This is a genomic window from Streptomyces sp. NPDC049040 (assembly GCF_043197715.1).
Classification (GTDB): Bacteria; Actinomycetota; Actinomycetes; order Streptomycetales; family Streptomycetaceae; genus Actinacidiphila.
On record NZ_JBICTO010000013.1, the window covers coordinates 91,429 to 107,609 of the forward strand.

Sequence of the window (16,181 nt, forward strand, 5' to 3'; positions counted from 1 at the left end):
CCGGCAGCTGTCCCCAACTTCCACCTGCGGCCGGGGAATCCATCTTTTCCGCATGCCACCCGTGGGGGTCCCACACCGTGTACCGCACCAACAACCACCGCCTGCCCGTCCGCCGTCCGGCCGCCGCCATCGGCGCGGCCGTCGCCCTCGCCGCGGGCGCCGCGGCCTTCGCACCCGCCGTGCAGGCGACACCCTCGGGCGCCGCGGGCGGCGGCACGTCCAGCGCGGTCGTGCTGCGCGCCGGGCTGGACGTCTCGCTGCTCGGCAGGACCGTCGACGTCCCCGTGAACGTCTCGCTGAACGACGTGCACGCGCCCGCCGACGCACGACAGACCACGCTCACCGTGAAGGTCGGCAGCGGCGTGGAGCACGGCCACGGCGTCAGCATCCTGCGGGCCGACGTCGCCACGGCGAACGCCACCGCCGACGCGCACAAGGCCGAGGGCTACGCCGACGTCGTCCACGCCCAGGTGCATGTGCCGGGGCTGCCGCTGCTGGCCCTGGTCAAGGTCGACACCATTACCGCCAAGGCCACCTGCCAGGCCGGCCACCGGCCCACCGCGCATGCCGAGTTCGCCGGTCTCACGGTGCTCGGAAGGCATATCGCGGTCAGCGCGACCGGCACCACGGACCTGGCGGTGCCCGGGGTGGGCCGGGTCAGCCTGGACCTCAGCAAGACCTCCACCACCTCGGACACCGCGGCGGCCACCGCGCTGCGGCTCAAGGTCCGCCTCAACCCGCTGGCGCTGGGAGTGGCCCAGGTCAGCGGCGAGGTGACGCTGGCCCAGGCGGCCTGCAAGACCCCGCACAAGGGCGGCTCCACGTCGGGCGGCTCGACCACCGGTTCGACGACCGGTTCCACGACGGGTTCGACCACTGGCTCCACGACCGGTTCCACCACTGGCTCGACGACGGGCTCCACGACCGGTTCCACGACCGGTTCCACGACGGGTTCGACCACTGGCTCGACGACCGGCTCCACCACCGGTTCGACGTCGGGCTCCACGACCGGGTCCACCACTGGCTCGACCACCGGCAGCACCACCGGCTCCACCTCCGGCGGCAGCACGGCCGGTTCCACCTCCGGCTCGACCACCGGTTCCACCACCGGCAGCGGCACCTCAGGCTCGACGGGATCCGGCGGTTCCACCGGCGCGTCCGGCTCGGCAGGCACCTCAGGCGCCCTCACCCAGACCGGCCCCGACACCGGCAACCTGGCCGAGACCGGAGCCAGTTCCAGCACGCCCTACCTGGCGATCGGCGCCGCGGGCCTGGTGGCCGCGGGCGGTGCCACGTATCTGCTGACCGCCCGGCGCCGCAGGACCGCGGGCGCCGCCGATTCGCAGGACTGACCGGACGGAGACCGACCCGTAGCAAGGTCACAAGGGGGGAACGAAAGGCAGGAGGGCGGCGCCGTACCACACGCGCCGCCCTCTAGGCTTTGCCCTGACCGGCAACTCGTCCGAGGTCCTGATGAGTTGACGTACGTGTATCCCAGTTCGGCGCTGGGGGCCAAGGACACAGCGGGCGCTGAGCGCACAGGCGGGCGGGGCGGGCATGACGGACGGGCTTTTCGCGGGACGATACGAACTGGCCGAGTTGCTCGGCGCAGGGGGTATGGCCCGTGTCCACCGGGCCCACGACACCCGGATGGGCCGCACCGTCGCGGTCAAGACGCTGCTGCCCGACCTGGCGGGCAATCCTGACGCCCGGCGCCGCTTCGCCCGCGAGGCCCAGGCGGCCGGCGCGCTCAACCACCCCGGCATCGTGACCGTCCACGACCAGGACGAGGTCCGCGACGGAGACGAGGTGGTGCCGTTTCTCGTCATGGAGTACGTGCGCGGCGGCACGCTCTCCCAACTGGTCCGTCAGGCGTCCCACTTCAGTCCGGAGCGGGCGGCGCGGATCACCTGCGACATCCTCGACGCGCTCGCCCACGCGCACAGCCGCGGCACCGTCCACCGCGATGTGAAGCCCGCCAACGTGATGGTCACCTCGGAAGGCGTCGTCAAGGTCGCCGACTTCGGCATCGCCCGGGTCCTGGACGCCGACGCGCGGCTGACCACGACCGGGTCGGCGATCGGCACCCCCAGCTACATGTCGCCCGAGCAGATCAACGGCGCCGAGGTCGACGCCCGCAGCGACGTCTACGCCGTCGGCTGTGTGCTGACCGAACTGCTCACCGGCAGACCGCCGTTCACCGACGGCAACCCGCTCAACCTGATGTACTGGCACGTCCACACCGCGCCCCCGGCACCCTCCAGCCGCAACTCCGGGGTGCCGCAGGAGCTGGACGCGCTGGTGCTCACCGCGCTCGCCAAGGACCCGGCGGCCCGGCATTTCGACGCGGCGGTCTTCCGCGACCGGCTGCGCTCCTGGCTGACCCTCGCCGGCCACGCCGCGCTGCTGGCCGGGCCCGCCGTGCCGCCCGAGGGTGACAGCGCGACCCGGCCGCTGGGCGGCGCGGGCGCCGACCCGCGGGCCACCTACGGCGCCGGGCTCCCGTCCTTCCCCGCCGCCGCACCGGCCGCGGCGCAGCCCGGCACCCCGCCCGCGCCGCACACCCCGCCCGCTCCCGCCACGCCGAATCCGTTCGGCGCCGCCCCGGAGTCGACCCCGCCGCCGGCGGTGGCCGTCGAGCACCCGGCGTACGCGCTCAAGCCGCAGGTGCCGCTGCCGCCGCCCTACCAGCCGAACACCCCGCCGCCGATCAACGGCACAGGCGGCAGCGGGCAGTTCGACCCGGCACGGCGCAGGAAGCGCCGGTGGATAGCCGCCGGGTCCGGGGTGGCCGTCGCCGCCGTCGCCGTGTCCGTGACACTGGCCTTCGCCCCGCTCGGTAGCAAGAAGGACAAGGCAGACCCGACGCCGCCCACCCAGCGGCCGACGACGACGCTCGGCCAGAGCACCGCGCTGAGCAGGCACGGCGGCAAGGAGGGCTCGGGATTCGGCGGCGGTCTCGACGGCGTGGTGCACCCCTCGGACAAGAAGGGCGGCACCCTGAAGATCGCCCAGTCCAACCCCGAGGAGGCCATGCTCGACCCGGCGGCCGTCTACACCCAGCCCTCGTGGAATCTGCAGCGCCTCTACCTGCGCAAGCTGGTGGACTACGCGCCGCAGCCGGGAGCCGGCGGCCGCGAACTCGTCCCTGACCTCGCGACCGACACAGGCAAGGTCAGCTCGGACGGCCGCACCTGGACCTTCCGGCTCAAGCCGGGGCTCACCTTCGAAGACGGCTCGCCCCTCACGTCCAAGGACGTCAAGTACGGGGTCGAGCGCACCTTCGACCGTACGCTGTTCAGCGCCGGTCCCAGCTACCTGGTGGACCTCCTCGACCAGGGCCAGCACTACCCCGGCCCCTACCGCGACTCCGACCCCGACAAGCTCGGGCTCCGCTCGGTGACCACCCCCGACGCCTCCACCGTCGTCTTCAAACTCGCCAAGCCCTACGCGGACTTCCGCTACGTACTGGCGCTGCCCCTGGGCGCGCCGGTCCCCCGGAGCGCCGACACCGGCGACGGCAAGGACTTCCAGAAGCACCCGATGGGCAGCGGCCCCTACCGGGTCGACAACTACGACGCGGGCAAGTCCGTGCACATGGTCCGCAACACGCACTGGAACCCGGCCACCGACCCCATCCGCTCCGCGCTGCCCGACACCATCGACGTGGAGCTGTACACCAGCCAGGAGACCGTCGACCAGGCCCTGCTGTCCGGCAGCGTCGACCTGGACCTGAACGGTGCGGCGCTGTCCGATTCCGGCGAGGCCAAGGTGCTCGCCGATCCGTCGCTGAAGGCCGGCGCCGACCTGATCTCCACCGGGATCACCCGCTACCTGAGCCTCCAGACGAGCGTGCCCCCGTTCGACAACGCGGCCTGCCGCCAGGCGGTGCAGTACGCCGTGGACCGGTCCGCGATCCGCACCGTCTACGGCGGGGCGAACGGCGCCGATGTCGCCAACACGATGCTGCCGCCGGTCGTCGACGGCTACGACCCGCAAGCCCACCCGTTCGGCTCCGCCGACGGCAAGCCGGACCTGGCCAAGGCCCGGCAGGAGCTGACGGCGTGCGGCAAGCCCGGCGGATTCGACGTCACCCTCGCCGCCTCGAACAGTTCGCCCACCTCCCAGGCGGCCCAGGAGGCCCTCCAGCACTCGCTCGCCGCGGTCGGCATCAAGGCCAAGATCGTCCAGCTCCCCGCGGGCACCTTCTACGAGACGCTGTACTCGCCGGCGAAGGTGAAGCAGGCGGGCTGGGGCATGATCCTCAGCGCCTGGGCAGGCGACTGGCCCACCGGTGGCGGCTACCTGCGCGCCCTGATCGAGCCGGGCAGCATCTACAACTACGCGGCGCTCGACGACAGCGACCTGAACGACCTGGTCGAGCAGGCGGACGCCGCCGCCGACCCCGCCGACGGGGCCACCAAGTGGAAGGCCGTCGACGCCGCCGCCACCCGCGACTCCACGCTGGTGCCGCTGATCCACCAGCGGCACCTGGTCTACCGCGGCAGCCGGCTCACCAACGCCTACGAACAGCAGGTGTTCGGCGGGCTCGACGTCACGGCGCTGGGAGTTCAGCCGTAGCGGTGGCCAAAGCGTTGGCGAAACCGTCGGTGGTACGCCGGTCGCGGACCGCCACCCGCAGCCAGTCGGGGCCGAGTCCGGGAAAGGTGTCAGCCCTGCGCACCGCGTAGCCCAGCGCCCGCAGCCGCGTCCTGACCTGCCCCGCGGCCGGCATCCGCAGCAGCACGAAGGGCGCGGCGGGGGAGTCGCCCGCGACCCGCACCGCGGGGAAGTCCCGCAGCCGGGACAGCAGGTACGCCCGGTCGGCGGCCGCCTCCACCGCCGCCGCGGCCGCCTCGGCGAGCGCGTCGGCGCCCACGCACGCCCGCGCCGCCGCCAGCGCGGGCGTGGAGACCGCCCACAGCGGCTGCGCCCGCTCCAGCGCGGCGATCGGCTCCCGCGCACCGAGCACGTAGCCGATCCGCAGCCCGGCGAGCCCCCAGGTCTTGGTGAGGCTGCGCAGCACCAGCAGCCCCGGCACGTCACGGGCCGCCGCCAGCGACTCCGGCTCGCCCGGCACCGCGTCCATGAAGGCCTCGTCCACCACGAGCGTCCGCCCGGGCCGCGCCAACTCCCGTACCAGGGACGCCGGATGCAGGACCGAGGTCGGATTCGTCGGATTGCCGAGCACCACCAGGTCGGCGTCCGCGGGCACCGCCGCCGGGTCCAGCCGGAAACCGTCGGCGGCCGCCAGCAGCACCCGGTGCACCGGGTGGCCAGCGGCCCGCAGCGCCGCCTCCGGCTCGGTGAACTGCGGGTGCACCACGACCGCGTGCCGCGGCCGCAGCGCCCTGGCGAGCAGGACGAAGGCCTCCGCCGCGCCCGCCGTCAGCAGTACTTCCCGCTCGTCCGCCCTGCCGTGCCGCAGCGCGACGGCCCGCCGGGCGGCCCGGCCGTCCGGGTAGGCGGCAAGTCCGCTCAGCGAGGCGGCGATCCGCTCGGCGAGCCACGGCGGCGGGGTGCCCGCGCGGACGTTGACCGCCAGGTCGACCAGGCCCTCGCCCACCTCTGCGTCGCCGTGGTGGGCCAGGTCGTACCCGCCGCCGGCGGCCTGCGCGCCGCGCTCAGTGGGTGTGAGCATGGTGGTGACCGTGGCCGTGCGGGTGGGACGGGTCCTCCGGGTGGTGGTGCGGCTGCTGCGGCTGACCCACCCGGTCCTCGAACCCCGGCATCCGCACCCGGTAGACGCAGCTGTCGCAGTTCATCCGCAGATCGCCCTCGACGGTCTCGCGGTAGCGCTCCATCACCAGCTCCGCCAGCTCGTCCGCGGGGCCGATCACGTCGGCGCACCGCACGTCGACGCCGTCCTGCCCGGCCGCCCACCCCGCGGCCTGCTCCCGCACCCGGTCCGGCAGCACCCCGCTGAACAGGAAGTACGGCAGCACCACGACCGTACGCGCGCCCAGCAGCCGGCAGCGTTCGAGGCCCGCGGGCACCGAAGGCTCGGCCAGCGACACGAAAGCGGTCTCCACCGCCGCGTAGCCCCTGCCCTCCCACAGCAGCCTCGCCACCTTGAAGACCTCGGCGTTCGCATCCGGGTCGGTCGAGCCGCGCCCGACCAGCAGCACCGTCGCGCCCGCCCGGTCGGCGCCCGCGAGAGCCTCGTCGACCCGCCGCTCCAGCACCGCGAGCAGCCCGGGATGCGGCCCCAGCGGCCGCCCGTACGCGTACGACGTGCCAGGGTGCCGCTGCTTCTCCCTGGCCAGCGCCGCCGGGATGTCGCCCTTCGCGTGCCCCGCCGAGACCAGCACCAGCGGCACCGCGGCGAAGTCCCGCACCCCCGCGGCCGCCATCCGCGCGACCGAGTCGGCCAGCGGCGGCGGCGACAGCTCGATGAAGCCGCCGCCGACCGGCAACTTCGGGTGTGCGGCGCCCAGTTGCGCCACGAAGGAGCGGAAGGCGGTCGCGCCCGCCTCGTCACGGGTGCCGTGACCGACGAGGAGGAGTGCGGGAGGCTTCACTGGGGGTTCTCCTTGGCTTCGTGTGCTGCGGCGGGGGTGTAGAGGAGCGCGTTGAGCGCGGCGGCGGCCACCGCGGAACCGCCCTTCTCCGAGATGTTGCTGACCGCGGGCAGGCCCGACGCCCGCAGGTGCGCCTTGCTCTCCGCGGCGCCCACGAAACCCACCGGCAGGCCGATCACCAGCGCCGGAGCGGCGTCCAACACGAGGAGTTCCTCCAGCGCGGTCGGTGCGCAGCCGATCACCCACACCGCGCCGGGGCCGACCTCCTCGTAGGCGAGGCGGACCGCGTGCGCGCTGCGGGTCAGCCCGTGGCCCGCCACCGCGTCCGCGAGCCGGCACACCGCCCGGCGGCCGGTGATCCCCGCGGCGACCATGGCGACGTCCGCCACGATCGGGGCGCCGGCGTGCAACGCGGTGTGCGCCGCGGCCAGTTCCGCCTCGTCCGCGACCAGGTCGTCGGCGTAGCCCAGGTCCGCGCTGGAGTGGATCACCCGCTCCAGCACCGCCCGGTGCAGCCGGGGCAGGGCCGAGGTGTCCAGGCGGGAGCGCAGGATGCGGAAGGACTCCTGCTCGATGGGGTGGACGGTGCGGTTCACGCGTCGCCTCCGGTCCGGGGGCCGGCCTGCCAGCGGTAGCCGCGCGGCGTCACCATCCGGCCCGCGACGATCCGCGAGGCGGTGTTGCCGACCGTGACCACCGAGACCATGTCCACCGTGGAAGGGTCCACGTCGGCGAGCGTGCTCACCGTGACCTCCTCGTCCGGGCGGGACGCGGCCCGCACCACACCGACCGGTGTCCCCGGTTCGCGGTGTTCCGCCAGCAGGGCCAGCGCCTTCGGCAACTGCCAGTCGCGGCCCCGGCTGCGCGGGTTGTAGAAGGTCACCACGAGGTCGGCTTCCGCCGCCGCCCGCACCCGGCGCTCGATCACCTCCCACGGGGTGTGCAGGTCCGACAGGCTGATCGAGACGTGGTCGTGGCCGAGCGGCGCGCCGAGCAGGGCCGCCGCCGCGAGGGCCGCGGTCACCCCGGGCACGCCGATCACGTCGATGTCGTCCGCGGCCTCCGCCAGCGCCGGTGAGGCCATCGCGTACACGCCCGCGTCACCGCTGCCGATCAGCGCGACCGCGTGCCCCGCGCGGGCCTCGGCCACCGCGGTGCGGGCCCGCTCCTCCTCGGCGCCGAGGCCCGAGGCCAGGATCCTGGTGCCGGGCAGCAGCAGGTCGCGGATCTGCGCGACGTACTGGTCGAGGCCGACGATCACCGAGGCCCGCCGCAATTCCGCCGCCGCGCGGGGCGTCAGCAGGTCCCTGGAGCCAGGCCCGAGGCCCACGACCGCCAGCCGGCCGCGCGGCCTGCGCCGTGCCAGCGCGACGGTGGCCATCGCGGACTTCCGCTTCTCCAGGGCGAGTCCGCCGCCCGGGCCGGCCGCGCTGAGGGCCGCCGCCTCGGCGACCGACGGTGTGCCGACGGCGGCCAGCGGGGCCGCCGAGGGGTTCGGCACGGCGACCTCCGCGAGGACGGCCGCCGCGAACGTGACCAGCGGCACCCCCAGCAGATCCGCCGCCGCCACGATCCCGGCCTCGCCGGCCTTCGCCTCGACGGTGGCCATCGTCCACACGCTCGCCTCCGCGATCCCCGCCTCCGCCAGGCACTCCCTGACCAGGGCGATCACTTCCCCCGCGGTGACCCCCCGGCTCCCGCCGACGCCCACGGCCACGGAGGGCGGCCGCACCACGACGGCCCGCTCCCCGCCCTCGACCACCCGGTCCGTCACCCACACCACGTGGGCTCCCGCCGGGCCGGGCAACGACGCGGCGCTTTCCGGCCGCGCGGGCTCCGCGCCACCGGCGGTCCCGGCGTCGCCCGTGTCGCCCTCGCCGGTCCCTGCGGGCGCGGAGGCGGGGGCGGCGGCGGAGCCGGGCTGCGGGGTGCTTCCGCCCGGGGGCGGGGTGGTCGGCAGCGGGGGGAGCGGCCAGGCGGAGTCCTCGTGCAGGTGGACGGGAATGCCGTCGAGCAGGGCGCGGGTCACCGCGGGGATCGCACCCTCTGCGGGGTAGGGCAGGGTGTCGAGCGCGGGCGTGCCGGTCGCGTCGGTCGCGGTGGTGATGACCGGTGTCGTCGTCAGCACCGTGGACACCGCCTCCGCCAGGGCGTTGGCCCCGGCGGCATGGCCGCCCAGCAGGGCGATCGCGTGCCGGTGCGCCTCGTCCACCGTCACCACCGCGGGGTCGGACTCCTTGCCCGCGAGCAGCGGGGCCAGCAGCCTGACCGCCGCACCGGTGGCGAGGAAGACGACCAGCTCGTCGCATTCGGCGAAGGCGGTCGCGAGCAGGTCGCGGACGGGGGCGCCGTCGTAGCGGCGGGTGTTCCACGGCCACGCGGCGGCGAGCCGGTCGCAGCCGGTCCTGCCCGCCGCGGTGGCGGAGATGAGGCCGATCACGCGAAGACTCCTTCGGTACGGGACGCGGGCCGCTCGGCCCACAGGACGAAGACGGGGTTGGCCGCCGCGAGCCGAGTGACCCCGCCGGGCAGCGGTGCGAGCCGGGAGGACTGGAGCAGGACGCCGTCCGCTTCCAGGCCCGCCGCCCCGAGCGCGGCACGCACCTCGGCGACCCGGTCCACCGCGGCGAGGGTCACGACCACCGCGCGCCGGGCGCGCCGGGCACACGCGGCCACGACGGCCGCCACGTCGGACCCGCCGCCGCCGACGAAGACCGCGTCGGGGTCGGGCAGTTCGGCCAGGACGCCGGGCGCGCCGCCCACCACCGCCGCCACGTCCACCCCGTGGACCGCGGCGTTGGCCCGCACCCGGTCCACCGCCTCCGCGGACTTGTCGACGGCGATCACGGCCGCGCCGAACCGCGCGCACTCCACGGCCACCGAACCGGACCCGGCCCCGACGTCCCACACCAGTTCACCGGTACGCGGCCCCAGCCGTGCAAGGGCCAGCGCCCGTACCTCGAACTTCGTGACCATGGAGTCCCGGTGCGCGAACTCCTCCTCGGGCAGCGCCCATCGCGCGGGCGCCACCGCGGGCCCCGCGACCGTCACCGCTGCCGACGGCACCGGGTCCGGCCGCAGGCACAGCACCACACTGACCGTGTCGCCCCAGTCCCGCCCGGCCGCCTCCCGCGGTGAGACGGCGACCACCGTCTCACCGCCGGTGCCGAGCCCGGCCGCCACCACGAGGGTGCGGGCCACTCCGGTACGCGCCAGGGCCGCACCCAACTCCGCGGGGCCGGCGCCGGGCCCGGTCAGCACGGCCGCCTTCGGATGCGCACGGCACACGTTGACCGCGGTGCGCAGATCCCGCCCGTGCGCGCTGACCACCACCGCGTCGTCCCAGCTCAGCCCGGCCCGGGCGAAGGCGACGGCGACCGAGGGCGCCGACGGCCGCACGTCGAGCGCCGCCGCGCCGAACCGCGCCCCCAGCGCCCTGACGATGCCGAAGAAGCCGGGGTCGCCGGAGGCCAGCACCGCCACCGGGCGGCCCTCGGCGACGTAGGATCCGATCACGTCGAGTGCGGGAGCCAGCGGCCCGAGGACCAGCCGCGCAGCCCCGTGCGGGATTTCCGTCGCGTCGAGGTGGCGCGCGGCGCCGACCACCAGGTCGGCGGCGCCGATGACCGCGGGCGGGCCGCCCGTTCCGGTGCCGACGACCGTGATCACCGCGTCAGCCACGGGACTTGCGCAGTTCGCGCCGCGCGTCGGGGTCGGCCCGCCGGAAGCCGTGGAAGTGCCCGGGGTGGTAGAGATGCGACCGGGTGCCCGACGCGGACAGCGCGGGACCGACCAGGAAGAGCGTGTGCTTCCACAGCCGGTGCGCCTTGACCGTCTCCTCCAGCGTCGCGATCGTGCAGTGCAGCAGCAACTCCTCGGGCCAGCTGACCTGGTGGGCGACGATGACCGGCGTGTCCGTGGGGTAGCCGCCTTCGAGCAGTTCCGCGGCGAGCTGCCCCGACCTGGCCGCGGACAGGAAGACCGCCATCGTCGTACCGTGCCGGGCGAACTCCCGCACCTCCTCGCCGGGCGGCATCGGGGTCTTGCCGCCGCCCAGCCGGGTCAGCACCACCGACTGGGCGACCTCGGGGATCGTCAACTCCCGCCCCGCCACCGCCGCGACCGCGGAGAACGAGGACACGCCCGGCACGATCTCCACCTCGATGCCGATCTCCGCGCAGCGGTCGACCTGCTCCTGCGTGCCGCCCCACAACGCCGGGTCGCCCGAATGGATGCGCGCGCAGCGCAGGCCCTCGCGCCGGGCGCGCTCGTAGACCGCGACGACGTCCTCCAGCGACATCGTCGCCGAGTCCAGGATCTCCGCCTCCGGCCTGGCGTGTTCGAGGACGGCCGCCTGCACCAGGCTCGCCGCCCAGATGACGATGTCGGCCGCCGCGATGGCGGCGGCCGCCCGGAAGGTGAGCAGGTCGGCGGCGCCGGGCCCCGCTCCCACGATCGTGACCTTGCCGCTCATCGTGTCCATCCGTTCGCTTCTCCGCTCGCGCGGCGCCGGCCGGGGCCGGGCGCCGGGTGACGTCCGATCGCCGTGATCACAGCTTTCCTCCTCTGCCGTCCCGCCGCGCGGGCGCGATCAGCGTCGACAGATACGGCAGCGGGCCGTCCAGCAGCCGGGCGGCGGGGCGGATCGACTCCCCGGGCAGGCCCAGCGCGCTGCCCCAGACCGCGCCCTCGGTCCTGCCGGTCGCGTCGAGCGCCGCGGCGACCTCCGCCGCGAGCCGGCCGAACTTGTAGGCCACGACCGTGCCTGGGCCTTCGAGCGCGGCCTTGAGCACCGCGGCCCCCGCGGTCACCGGCACCAGGGTCAACGGCTCGGTGCCCTCGGTCAGTACGGCCCCGCTGCGGGCCGCCAGGTCCTGCATCGCGGTGATGCCGGGCACCGTCGCGACAGCCGTCCCCGGCAGCAACTCGCCGATCGTGTGGGCGAGGTAGGTGAAGGTCGAGTAGACGTTCGGGTCGCCGATCGTGGCGAAGGCCACCGAGCCGTGCACGCGCAGGAGTTCGGCCACCCGGGCCCCTGCCGCGTCCCAGGCGGCCTCGCGGCGGGCCCGGTCGGTGCGCTCGTTCAGCGCGAAGACCACCCGGACGACCCGGGAGGCGTCCACGTAGTGCAGAACCGTCGCCTCGGCGCGGCCGGTCTCGCCGGTGTCCAGCACCGGCACCACCACCGCACCGGCCGCGCGCAGCGCGTTCACGCCCTTCACCGTCACCAGTTCCGGGTCGCCGGGGCCCACCCCGACCCCGGTCAGTCGCAGGTCCATGCGGCACACCTCTCGACGAAACGGGTCGCGAGCGACGGCTCCGCGGCCCAGTGCAGATGCAGATAGGAGGCGTGCACGGACCCGTCCACGAACCCCTCGGTCCTGCGCTCCGGGTGCGTGAAGCCCCACGCGGCCTCCGTGCCCCGCGGCGGGTCCACCGCGGTGCGGTGGAATTCGTGCCCGCGCAGCCGGGTGCCCGGCGCCGCAAGCGGGCTGTCGGTCAGTGCCACGGCCTCGCGGTAGCCGAGGGTGAGGCGGCCGGTCATCGTGCCGGTGACCGGCAGGCGGCCGCACATCTCCTCGCCGTCGAGGTCGCGGGCCAGGTAGAGCAGGCCCGCGCACTCCGCGGCCAGGGGGCCGCCGAAGCCGGCGACCTCCTTGCGGAGGGCGGCGTTGGCGGACAGCTCCCGCGCGTGCAGTTCGGGGAAGCCGCCGCCGAGTACCAGGCCCGCGGTGCCGGCGGGCAGCGACTCGTCCCTGAGCGGATCGAACTCCACGACCTGCGCGCCCGCCGCCCCGAGCAGTTCGGCCTGCTCGGCGTACCGGAAGGTGAACGCGGCACCTGCGGCCACGGCCACGACGGGCTTGCGCGCCGCGTTTCGTGCGGCTTTGTCCACCGACCCGCTCGTCGTCGAAGGCCGGACAGGCCGGGCCCGCTCGACCTCCCGCGCATGCGGCCCGCCCGGCTTCCGGGGACCGGGCTCCGGAGCGGGGCCCGGGGTCCGGGAAGGGGTGTGGTCGGGAAAGGAGGCACCGCGGGCCGCCACCTCGGCGGCCGGGTCCCACGGCTCCACCTGGAGGGCGGGGGCGCTGCGCGCCAGCGCGAGGAGGCCCGGCAGGTCGCAGGCCGCACGCACGCGCGCGGCCGCCGCGCGGACGAAGAGCCGTGCGGCATCGTCGCGTTCCGCGGCCGGCACGAGTCCGAGGTGCCGCGAGGGCACGACGAGGTCGTCCCCTCGCCCGAGCGCTCCGAGGCACGGCACCCCCACCTCCTCCAGCGCGTCCCGCAGCACCCGCTCGTGCCGCGCGGAGCCGACCTTGTTGAGGACGACCCCGCCGATCCGCAGCCGCGGGTCGAAGGACGCGAAGCCGTGGACGAGCGCGGCCACCGAGCGCGCCTGCGCCGACGCGTCCACGACCAGCACCACGGGCGCCCGCAGCAGGGTGGCGACCTGCGCGGTGGAGGCGAGTTCGCCGTGCCCCGAGGCGCCGTCGAACAGGCCCATCACCCCCTCCACGACCGCGAGTTCGCAGCCCGCGGCGCCGTGCAGGAAGAGCGGGGCGATCCGCTGCGGGCCGCACAGGTACGGGTCGAGGTTGCGGCCGGGGCGGCCGGTGGCGAGGGCGTGGTAGCCCGGGTCGATGTAGTCGGGGCCGACCTTGTGCGGGGACACGGCGAGGCCGCCGTCCGCGAACGCGGCCATCAGGCCGGTGGCGACGGTGGTCTTGCCGCTGCCCGAGGCCGGCGCGGCGATGACGAGGCGGGCTACCACTCGATGCCCCTCTGCCCCTTCTGGCCGGTGTCCATGGGGTGCTTGACCTTGGACATGTCCGTGACGAGGTCGGCGGCGTCGACCAGCGCGGGCGGCGCGTTGCGCCCGGTGATCACGACGTGCTGCGCGCCGGGCCGCTCCCGCAGCACCGCCACGACCTCGGCGGTGTCCACCCACCCCCAGTGCATGGGGTAGGCGAACTCGTCCAGCACGTACAGCCGGTAGGTCTCCGCGGCCAGGTCACGCTTGACCTGCTCCCAGCCCTCGCGGGCGGCCTCCTCGCTGCTCTCCATCGAGCGCTGCACCCACGACCAGCCCTCGCCCATCTTGTGCCAGGCCACCGTGCCGCCCTCGCCTGAGGCGCCGAGCACCCGGAGCGCCCGCTCCTCGCCGACCTTCCACTTCGCGGACTTGACGAACTGGAAAACCCCGACCGGCCAGCCCTGGTTCCAGGCCCGCAGCGCGAGGCCGAAGGCGGCCGTCGACTTCCCCTTGCCGACCCCGGTGTGCACGATCGTCAGCGGCCGGTTGCGGCGCTGCCGGGTCGTCAGGCCGTCGTCGGGTACCACACTCGGCTGTCCCTGCGGCATCAGGCGGCCCTCCGTACATCCTTGACCAGGGCGGACACCGTGTCGGCCCGCAGCTCCTCCAGCGTGACGGCGACCCCGGCCAGGTCGGCGGCAAGCGCGCCCGCCAGGCCGAGGCGTACCGGCCCAGACTCGCAGTCCACGACCACCGCGGCCGTGCCGGAGGCGGCCAGCAGCCGCGCCGCGCGGGCGCCGAGCGCCACCGGTTCCGGGCCTCCTGTGGCCCGCCCGTCGGTCACCACGACCAGCAGCGGGCGCCGCGACGGATCGCGCAGCCGCTCGATCCGCAGCACCTCGTGCGCCTTCAGCAGGCCCGCGGCCAGCGGCGTACGGCCCCCGGTCGGCAGCTTCTCCAGCCGTGCCGCCCCGGTGTCGACCGACGACGTCGGCGGCAGCACCAGTTCCGCGCCGGTCCCCCGGAAGGTGACGAGGCCGACCTTGTCACGCCGCTGGTAGGCGTCGAGCAGCAGCGACAGCACCGCGCCCTTCACCGCCGACATCCGCTGCCTGGCCGCCATCGAGCCCGAGGCGTCGACCACGAACAGCACGAGGTTGCCCTCACGGCCCTCCCGCACGGCCTGCCGCAGGTCGTCCCTGCGCAGCACGAGTCCCGGCCCGCTGCGGCCCCTTGCCCGCTGGTGGGGCGCCGCCGCCTGCACGGTCGCGGCCAGGTGCAGCCGGCCGAGGGCGCCGTCGGGGCGCCGGGCCCCGGTCGTACGGCCCTGGGCGGTCCGCGCCCGCGAACGCCGGCCCGCCGCGCCCTCGCCGAGTCCCGGCACGGTCAGCGTCCGCGCCTTGAACGGCTCCGCGGCCGGCGTGGCGGGCTGCTCGCGCGGCCCCTCGCCGCCGGCCGGCTGCGGCCCCTCGCCGCCGGCCGGCTGCGGCGCGTCGCCCGCGGGGCCGTCCCCTGCGCCCTGCGGCGCCGGGTCCCGCGGTCCGTCCCGAGGCGGTTCCGGCTGCCCGCCGCCCCCGCCGCCCCCGCCGTCCGGGCCGGGATCGGGGTCGGGGTCGCTGTCCCCGCCTCCGTCCCCGTCGCCGCCATCGTCCGCGGACCCGGGCTCGGACCCCGACCCGGGCTCGGGCTCGGACTCCGCCCTGGCCTGCTCCAGCGTCTCGTCGAGCTTGCCCTCGTCGAGTCCCGGCGCGTCGAAGGGATTGCGCCGCCGCCGGTGCGGCAGCGCCAGCAGCGCCGCCTGCCGTACATCCTCGGCCAGCACCACCGTGCGGCCCGCCCACGCGGCCAGCGCCGTCGCGGTGCGGGCCATCACGATGTCCGCGCGCATGCCGTCGACCTCGAAGGCCGCGCAGGTCGCGGCGATCTGCCGCAGTGCGGCGTCGCCGAGCCGCACCTCGGGCAGCAGCAGCCGGGCGGCGGCGATCCGCTCGCGCACCTCCTGCTCCTGCGGCGCCCAGCGCGCCGCGAATCCCGCCGGGTCGGCGTCGTAGGCCAGCCGCCGCCGCACCACCTCGACCCGCTCGTCGGTCTCGCGGGACGCCGCCACCTCGACGGTCAGGCCGAAGCGGTCGAGCAACTGCGGGCGCAGCTCGCCCTCTTCCGGGTTCATGGTGCCGACCAGCAGGAAGCGGGAGGCGTGCCGTACGGAAACGCCCTCGCGCTCCACGTAGCTCGCGCCCATCGCCGCAGCGTCGAGCAGCAGGTCGACCAGGTGGTCGTGGAGCAGGTTGACCTCGTCGACGTAGAGCACCCCGCGGTGCGCCGCGGCGAGCAGGCCGGGCTCGAAGGCCTTCACGCCCTCGGCCAGGGCGCGTTCGATGTCGAGGGCGCCGACCAGGCGGTCCTCCGACGCGCCGACCGGCAACTCCACGAGCCTCGCCGGGCGTTCGGCGCCGCCGTCGGCGTGAGCCGGGTGCGGGCCGTCGGGGCACTCAGGGTCCGCGGCCCCCGGCTCGCAGGAGAACCTGCACCCCGGTACGACCCGCAGCCCCGGCAGCAGCGCCGCCACCGCCCGGACGGCCGTGGACTTGGCGGTGCCCTTCTCACCCCGTACCAGGACGCCGCCCACGGCGGGCGACACCGCGTTGAGCAACAGCGCGAGCCGCAGGTCCTGCTGCCCGACCAGTGCGGTGAACGGATACGCGGCGCTCACGTGTCCCCCTCCTTGCGGCTCCGTGCCGCGCGTCGTCCTGCCGGTCGCGGCCGCGTGAGAGGGGCGGCCTCCCTCGGGCATGCGCGCGGGCCGCGCAGGGGCAGCCCGTGACGCCCTGGGCGGACGGGGCGGGGGTCGGGCAGAGCCGCCTCGTCCGGCGTTCGCGGACGCGCCGGGCGGGCGAAGCCGGGCT

12 protein-coding genes are annotated in these 16,181 nt (G+C 75.5%); 2 read left to right on the forward strand and 10 right to left on the reverse strand.

Annotated features, from left to right (window positions below; genetic code table 11):
- Positions 1 to 77 precede the first annotated feature (77 nt).
- Together ACGFMP_RS27420 and ACGFMP_RS27425 are read left to right on the forward strand one after the other, a co-directional pair.
- On the forward strand, positions 78 to 1,352 hold the full coding sequence (locus tag ACGFMP_RS27420) for an SCO1860 family LAETG-anchored protein (RefSeq protein ID WP_393675676.1): 1,275 nt from the start codon (positions 78 to 80) through the stop codon (positions 1,350 to 1,352).
- Between the two features lie 205 nt (positions 1,353 to 1,557).
- Positions 1,558 to 4,581: an ABC transporter substrate-binding protein gene (locus tag ACGFMP_RS27425; protein WP_393675677.1), complete on the forward strand. Its 3,024-nt coding sequence runs from the start codon at positions 1,558 to 1,560 to the stop codon at positions 4,579 to 4,581.
- On the opposite strand, the gene cobC is transcribed toward ACGFMP_RS27425, so the two are convergent.
- From cobC to ACGFMP_RS27475, 10 genes are all read right to left on the reverse strand, one after another.
- A complete protein-coding gene (gene cobC / locus ACGFMP_RS27430) occupies positions 4,556 to 5,641 on the reverse strand; it encodes an Rv2231c family pyridoxal phosphate-dependent protein CobC (protein ID WP_393675678.1) in 1,086 nt (361 codons plus the stop codon). The genes ACGFMP_RS27425 and cobC overlap by 26 nt on opposite strands.
- Positions 5,625 to 6,521, reverse strand: a complete 897-nt coding sequence (locus tag ACGFMP_RS27435; protein ID WP_393675679.1) for a sirohydrochlorin chelatase — start codon at positions 6,519 to 6,521, stop codon at positions 5,625 to 5,627. Before ACGFMP_RS27435 ends, cobC begins: the two co-directional genes overlap by 17 nt.
- Complete coding sequence (locus ACGFMP_RS27440; protein ID WP_393675680.1) at positions 6,518 to 7,117, reverse strand: precorrin-8X methylmutase; 600 nt, start codon at positions 7,115 to 7,117, stop codon at positions 6,518 to 6,520. Before ACGFMP_RS27440 ends, ACGFMP_RS27435 begins: the two co-directional genes overlap by 4 nt.
- A complete protein-coding gene (gene cobJ, locus ACGFMP_RS27445; RefSeq protein WP_393675681.1) occupies positions 7,114 to 8,961 on the reverse strand; it encodes a precorrin-3B C(17)-methyltransferase in 1,848 nt (615 codons plus the stop codon). The genes ACGFMP_RS27440 and cobJ overlap by 4 nt, the downstream gene beginning before the upstream one ends.
- Positions 8,958 to 10,190, reverse strand: coding sequence for a precorrin-6y C5,15-methyltransferase (decarboxylating) subunit CbiE (cbiE, locus tag ACGFMP_RS27450; protein ID WP_393675754.1), 1,233 nt, complete (start codon positions 10,188 to 10,190; stop codon positions 8,958 to 8,960). Before cbiE ends, cobJ begins: the two co-directional genes overlap by 4 nt.
- Before the next feature lie 4 nt (positions 10,191 to 10,194).
- The gene (gene cobM, locus ACGFMP_RS27455; RefSeq protein WP_393675682.1) at positions 10,195 to 11,004 is read right to left on the reverse strand and encodes a precorrin-4 C(11)-methyltransferase; all 810 of its coding nucleotides are present in this window, start codon (positions 11,002 to 11,004) and stop codon (positions 10,195 to 10,197) included.
- 67 nt (positions 11,005 to 11,071) lie between these two features.
- Positions 11,072 to 11,800: a precorrin-2 C(20)-methyltransferase gene (gene cobI, locus ACGFMP_RS27460; RefSeq protein WP_393675683.1), complete on the reverse strand. Its 729-nt coding sequence runs from the start codon at positions 11,798 to 11,800 to the stop codon at positions 11,072 to 11,074.
- Complete coding sequence (locus ACGFMP_RS27465) at positions 11,785 to 13,293, reverse strand: cobyrinate a,c-diamide synthase (protein WP_393675684.1); 1,509 nt, start codon at positions 13,291 to 13,293, stop codon at positions 11,785 to 11,787. Before ACGFMP_RS27465 ends, cobI begins: the two co-directional genes overlap by 16 nt.
- A complete protein-coding gene (cobO, locus tag ACGFMP_RS27470; RefSeq protein ID WP_393675685.1) occupies positions 13,287 to 13,883 on the reverse strand; it encodes a cob(I)yrinic acid a,c-diamide adenosyltransferase in 597 nt (198 codons plus the stop codon). The genes ACGFMP_RS27465 and cobO overlap by 7 nt, the downstream gene beginning before the upstream one ends.
- Positions 13,883 to 15,988, reverse strand: a complete 2,106-nt coding sequence (locus ACGFMP_RS27475; RefSeq protein WP_393675686.1) for a putative cobaltochelatase — start codon at positions 15,986 to 15,988, stop codon at positions 13,883 to 13,885. Before ACGFMP_RS27475 ends, cobO begins: the two co-directional genes overlap by 1 nt.
- Positions 15,989 to 16,181: the final 193 nt, after the last annotated feature.

Bases quoted from the DNA above. Each gene is read 5' to 3' on its own strand.
- cobM (WP_393675682.1), bottom strand. From the start codon at position 11,004: ATGGACACGATGAGCGGCAAGGTCACGATCGTGGGAGCGGGGCCCGGC.
- ACGFMP_RS27425 (WP_393675677.1), top strand. From the start codon at position 1,558: ATGACGGACGGGCTTTTCGCGGGACGATACGAACTGGCCGAGTTGCTC.
- cobI (WP_393675683.1), bottom strand. From the start codon at position 11,800: ATGGACCTGCGACTGACCGGGGTCGGGGTGGGCCCCGGCGACCCGGAA.
- cobO (WP_393675685.1), bottom strand. From the start codon at position 13,883: ATGCCGCAGGGACAGCCGAGTGTGGTACCCGACGACGGCCTGACGACC.
- cobC (WP_393675678.1), bottom strand. From the start codon at position 5,641: ATGCTCACACCCACTGAGCGCGGCGCGCAGGCCGCCGGCGGCGGGTAC.